Source organism: Prevotella sp. oral taxon 317 str. F0108, from assembly GCF_000162415.1.
GTDB classification, from domain to species: domain Bacteria; phylum Bacteroidota; class Bacteroidia; order Bacteroidales; family Bacteroidaceae; genus Prevotella; species Prevotella conceptionensis.
In genome coordinates, this window is sequence record NZ_GG740073.1 from 1 (window position 1) to 5,353 (window position 5,353).

Annotated in this window: 3 protein-coding genes and 1 pseudogene; 1 reads left to right on the forward strand and 3 read right to left on the reverse strand. The window is 40.2% G+C overall.

Features of this window, described 5'->3' with window-relative positions; all coding sequences use genetic code 11:
- The first annotated feature begins 184 nt into the window (after nucleotides 1-184).
- Nucleotides 185-1,017, forward strand: a pseudogene (locus HMPREF0670_RS06875) (IS5 family transposase).
- 209 nt (nucleotides 1,018-1,226) lie between these two features.
- Here HMPREF0670_RS06875 and HMPREF0670_RS06885 read toward each other — a convergent pair.
- Genes HMPREF0670_RS06885 through HMPREF0670_RS06895 form a run of 3 tightly spaced genes read right to left on the reverse strand, consistent with a single transcriptional unit; the run spans nucleotide 1,227 to nucleotide 5,048 of the window.
- Nucleotides 1,227-1,673 (reverse strand): helix-turn-helix domain-containing protein, encoded by a 447-nt coding sequence (locus HMPREF0670_RS06885; RefSeq protein WP_232213879.1) that lies wholly within the window; start codon nucleotides 1,671-1,673, stop codon nucleotides 1,227-1,229.
- A gap of 4 nt (nucleotides 1,674-1,677) precedes the next feature.
- A complete protein-coding gene (locus HMPREF0670_RS06890) occupies nucleotides 1,678-4,080 on the reverse strand; it encodes a S8 family peptidase (RefSeq protein WP_009230431.1) in 2,403 nt (800 codons plus the stop codon).
- Nucleotides 4,081-4,088: 8 nt separating this feature from the next.
- Nucleotides 4,089-5,048: an AAA family ATPase gene (locus HMPREF0670_RS06895; protein WP_009230432.1), complete on the reverse strand. Its 960-nt coding sequence runs from the start codon at nucleotides 5,046-5,048 to the stop codon at nucleotides 4,089-4,091.
- Between the last annotated feature and the right edge of the window lie 305 nt (nucleotides 5,049-5,353).

Consider the following 5,353-nt stretch of genomic DNA (forward strand, 5'->3'; position numbering starts at 1 on the left):
ATGGACTCATACAGGAGCGTGCTCAACAGGTTCGATACAACACAAACGAGTTGGGAGGGATGGAACTATATCGCATTTATACTGATTTTTCTGAAAAAGATAAGGAAGAGGGAAAAGTCTAAATGACTTCATTGAGAGGAGTTTATTATCTTTGTGCTACTAAACCAAGATAAACACTCCTCTCATGTACGAAGTACTGGACAAAGATACAATAAAATCTGAAATTCTGCCGCATTTGTCTGTGGCAAAACGTGGGCATGTCTCAAAAAGTGACTTGGTGGAAGTCATCCAATGCATTCTCTACAAGTTGAAAACAGGCTGTCAATGGCATATGCTTCCTGTCTCATCTTTCTTCACGGGGAGGGTGTTGCATTACAAGACTGTGTATGGGCATTTCCGCAAATGGTCGAGAAATGGTGAATGGGAGAAGGTGTGGGGCATCATTTTGCACCGTTATAGGTTTTTCTTGGACATGTCCAGCGTGGAATTGGACGGCAGCCACACCACCGCCCTTCGCGGTGGGGAGTGCTGTGGCTATCAAGGACGCAAGAAAAGGAAGACGACCAATGCCATATATGTCACCGACAGCCAGGGAATACCGCTTGCCATGTCCACTCCCGTTTCGGGTTCGCACAACGATGTTTACAAAATTTCTGAGGTGCTTTCTGAATTGTTCTCGGGACTTAATTCCTCGGCCTTGTCCGTATCGGGACTCTTCCTTAACGCAGATGCGGGTTTTGACACTGAACAGTTCAGATGGGGATGCCATGAACACGAGGTTTTCCCAAACGTTGCATTCAACAAACGCCGAGGAAAGCAAGGGGAGGAAGAACTCCTAGACGAATTGCTGTATAAGCAGAGCTATTGCATTGAAAGAACCAATGCGTGGATGGATTCATACAGAAACGTACTTAATAGGTTTGATACGCCGCTAGCTAGTTGGAAGGCATGGAACTCTATATAGCATTCATACTAATTCTTCTCAAGAAGACAAGAAAGGGAGAAAAGTCAAGATGACTTCAAGAAAAGACAGAGCAAGACAAAAAAAAGACACTTAAAATTCATGCTTAACTTATTGAATATCTGTAAAAAGACAAAGAAAGACAAGCAAGACAGGCCTTTTCGTGGTTTACTCAAAAAATATTTTGGGAAAAACAACCGCCATTATTAAGAAATGGAACTCAATAATGGCGGTCTGTGTATTTTATGTGTTTATATCTAAACGGCTATTTTCCGATATTCTTTATCAGAAAACGATTTATCTTTCGCTCGTAATCGTTACGGGCAGGAGTGCCTTTGCTGCCCAGCACCCGGTCGAGCATCTCGTCATGTGAGTATAGCTTCATCATATCGCTTTTATCTCGCTGGGGAGTAAATGGAGAGAGGGCATCCTCTATCTTGCAAAGAGTCTCAATGGAAAGGTTCTCCTTACCACGAAGAATTTTCGACACGTATTGCTGTGAGCAACTCATACGCTGGGCAAGTTCTTTCTGAGTAAGGTGGAGTTCGTCCATCTTCTCGAGCATAAGCATTGCAATACGCTGCGAGCGACGGAGCCACGACTTGTTGGTCTGTCGGTATTCAGCAGCCTCACGCCAGCGAGAAAGGGTCTTACTCTCGTGCGCTTCCAGTTTGTTGATGATTTGGTCCATGTGGCCATCAAGCAACCTCATACTTTTAATAATGATTCGAAATTGGAATTGCTATTCTGTTTGCAATAGCGGTCTCTACAGCTTGGTAAATTTCAGTTTTCTCCGTCTGAATTGATACCACAAGTGAATACTTTATCTTATTATCGACATTTTCAAGCTTACGCTCTTTCCACCAACCAGGACCTGGGAACACAACAATTTGCCCACAGCTTGCTAACTCTTGTGCCGTACATGAGAACCAGTCTGACTGGACGGTACCTCTTTCTCGACGCTGCTGTCCGATATTCCATCGTGTCGAATTATTGTCACTTGTTTTTTCACCTTCGAGTTTATTGTGGCGAGCCAAGAATTCTGAATCGTTCTCAATTGGAGTTTTTACATCAAAACGCAAAGTGGCTGATGGGTAGCGGTATTTATTGTTCTTTCCGGATTTCCCTGGTGCCGGCTCGACATAGTATGACAGGGTTATACGTAAAGTTACAACTTCATCGTGCATTGTTTCTAGTACGTCTACAGGCCATGGCAAAGCATAGAAATGCATTTCATTGTATGTATTCGTCCCCCCGGACTTGTATGGCTTTAATTCATTTTCAAATACATAAGTTGCATATTTTTCACTGCTATATGCTGCTATATCTTCATCTGGGATGCCATATCCACAGAGTGGCATTATATCTTGAGGTCTTCCGTCATCAATACTTTTCATTTCATCTGTCCAACGAGCTGAATGTACCATCAACGCTCTGATTGACAGCATACTTAAATTAGGATTCTCTACCTTTATCTTTGCTGCAAGACGCGCAGCAAGAGCTGTTGCAGCACTTGTAGCATTAAACGTCTCAAGAGGGGAACGTAAATCATTGCTGGTTGTGATAAGGCACAGATCCTCGTCAGGATATAAACCCATAGATGGACTATATGCCAGATTTCCACCCTCCATTACAATTTCTGGTTTAACTCTTTCTTCATGCCAACTAAACGAAGTACATGAATATGGGGACACTCCTTTAGGGGACGCTATTCCTTTAGCAGTCTTATCTGCAGGTATAGAAAGTTCTGTATATGCGCCAACCGTTAGAGCATTCCATGCCTGAGCAGGACTATTTATAGCATTTGCCTTACATGATTTAATATAATTGGTGGCGTCTACATCATCTTGATATATATTACCAGCAGAAACCAATACTAGGCGATCACATTCTCCACTATGATAAATACTTTCATCAAGAGCAGCTGAACTAGATGTAGGTTTTCCATCATCAGAAATTGAATCTGTTACCGCCATACAATCAATATCAGCTCCCATGTCTTGACTTTGAGATATGGCATCTTCAATAACAGCGCCATAAAATGAAGGGGCTGTGGAGTAATTTGCATCTACAATCTTCACAGAAGCTAAATTATGCTGGACAACTGGTAAATTTCCTCTATCGTATGCCAATTTTGTCAAATCTCCCATGAGAACCAAGCCTGCCATTCCTGTTCCATGATCTATGTGATCTAGGTTATCTTGAACATTGATAGCAGTGGACATACGACTGTCTGGGAGAGCTTGAGCTATTAATGGATGCGCATTATTTACACCGCTATCTAAAATACCTATGTGAACATCAGATTCTTCAAACTGTAACTCGTTTGCAAGTATGTCTGTCCATTCTCGACTGACCTCTGAAGATTCTGTTAAAATAGATGGCTGCTTATAACGGCGGATTTCAGATATGTTTGCCATGTGGTATGGCAATTGTGCAAGAACGGTCTTGTTTGTTGTAATTAGAAAAACATCAACATCCGCAAATTGCAGCCGTTGTTCTATTTGACATTTTATACTCAGGTCATCTAAAACGATCTGAATATCATTGATGTTATAATCATCTGTCTTACAAATCCACAATTCGAATCCCATTTCCTCTGCAGGTCCTAAGGCTTCATATTCGTCTTTTGACTCAAATAGGGATTCTATTTTTGCTGATGAAATACCTTGTATTGGAGCGATAAGAGATTCATTGCATGGTTTTTTCTTTTCTGTCTCCGCTGTAGCAAATTTATCAGCCTTCTTATCAAACCAATCTTTATGTTTGTTCGAAACAAAAACAGTTACATCAACATTATCATCCTCTGAATCCTTTTTATGGATCTTCATTATTCGAGCACCTCTTTGGGTGTCAAGAGATGAAGGTATCATGTTTTGTGGTACGGTAAAATCCAGATAGGCACCATCAGCCGTATGCTGCCCATACTGAAGAAGTGGCTCTTGCTCATTAATTGCATTTGCAAATGCATTAGCATATTGCAGTTTTAATGCATCTGCATGAGCTCTTCTATTATCGTATTGTGGAAATTCTGCTGGAGAACCACCTCTTTGCAATTGGGGTGTAAATCCTTTATTCTCAGCTATTTGATTACCTAAGAAGAAATGTTTTTTGTGCATAAAAAATATTACCCGATATTGCGTACCAAAATGCTACGCATATCAAGAACGGTTTTTACAAGATTAATGTTGATAGGTGTATCGTTTAAAAGGGATTCTTTGAATATGTCAGCACAGACCATTTTAATCTCTGCATGACTCATTCCGTCAAACAAAGGCTCGACCATTGAAAAATCAAGATCCTTTGCCGTATATAAATATTCTTTTAAAAGCTTTAGACGTTGTTTTGAATCTGGTAAAGTATATTCTATCACATCATCGAATCTGCGGAACATAGCCTTATCTATTGATTCGATGCTGTTTGTTGCTGCGATAATAAAACTTTCAGAAGAATCTCTTTCTAAGAGCTGTAAGAATGTGTTTAAAATACGACGTTGCTCACCAACTTCGTTGTCCATTCCTCTTTGAGCTCCAATTGCATCAAATTCATCAAAAAGATATACAGCTGGTACTTCGGAGATAAAATCAAAGATATTACTTAGTTTCAACCCGGTTTCTCCCATGAACTTCGTAACAACCTTTTCTGTACGTACTACAAAGAAAGGAAGATTTAGTTCCCTAGACAGAACATTAGCTGTCATAGTTTTACCTGTTCCGGATTCACCATATAACAACAGTTTTCGTCTATTGTCAAGTCCATACTTATGAAGATTGTCTCGTTTCAAATATTCCTTGATGATTCTGTTGATTTTCTCAATGTTCTCATCTGATGTAATGAGACTTTTCAAGTCCTCATCACTTTCAATTTGCAATAAAAGATCTTCTACATCTTTATGCTTCGGAGAAATATGAAGTGGACTAAATGAAGTCTTGGATTTACCGAGTAAATCTTGAATGGTACGTGCTAAAATAACATGACCATTCTTGGCTTCTACAGCTGATATCTGTAAAGCCACCTTCCTGAACTGGGCATCATCATTATCCAAATGATTCCGTATCAGGGATAATACTTGGTCAGAATTAATCATAATTACTAACACACAATAATTCGCTTTGCAAATTTAGTGTTTTATTTGTGTAACGACAAGCTTTCATTGTTAAAACATTACCATACACCTAAATTATTCCAATATTGTCCAATATTGTCCTAAATAAATTTTGTGTATCTCTCAAAGCACGGTGCCCACAGGCTTCGCAAAAAGAGCCTACTTTCAATCCCCTATTCCGAGATGTCATCCTCTGGCGGAGGCGTGAAAGGCTCATTGAGCCACTTTTCGAGGTCTATTTTTGTGAATGTGTTTAGGCGGAGGGAGACGACGAGGTTTGCCAACGT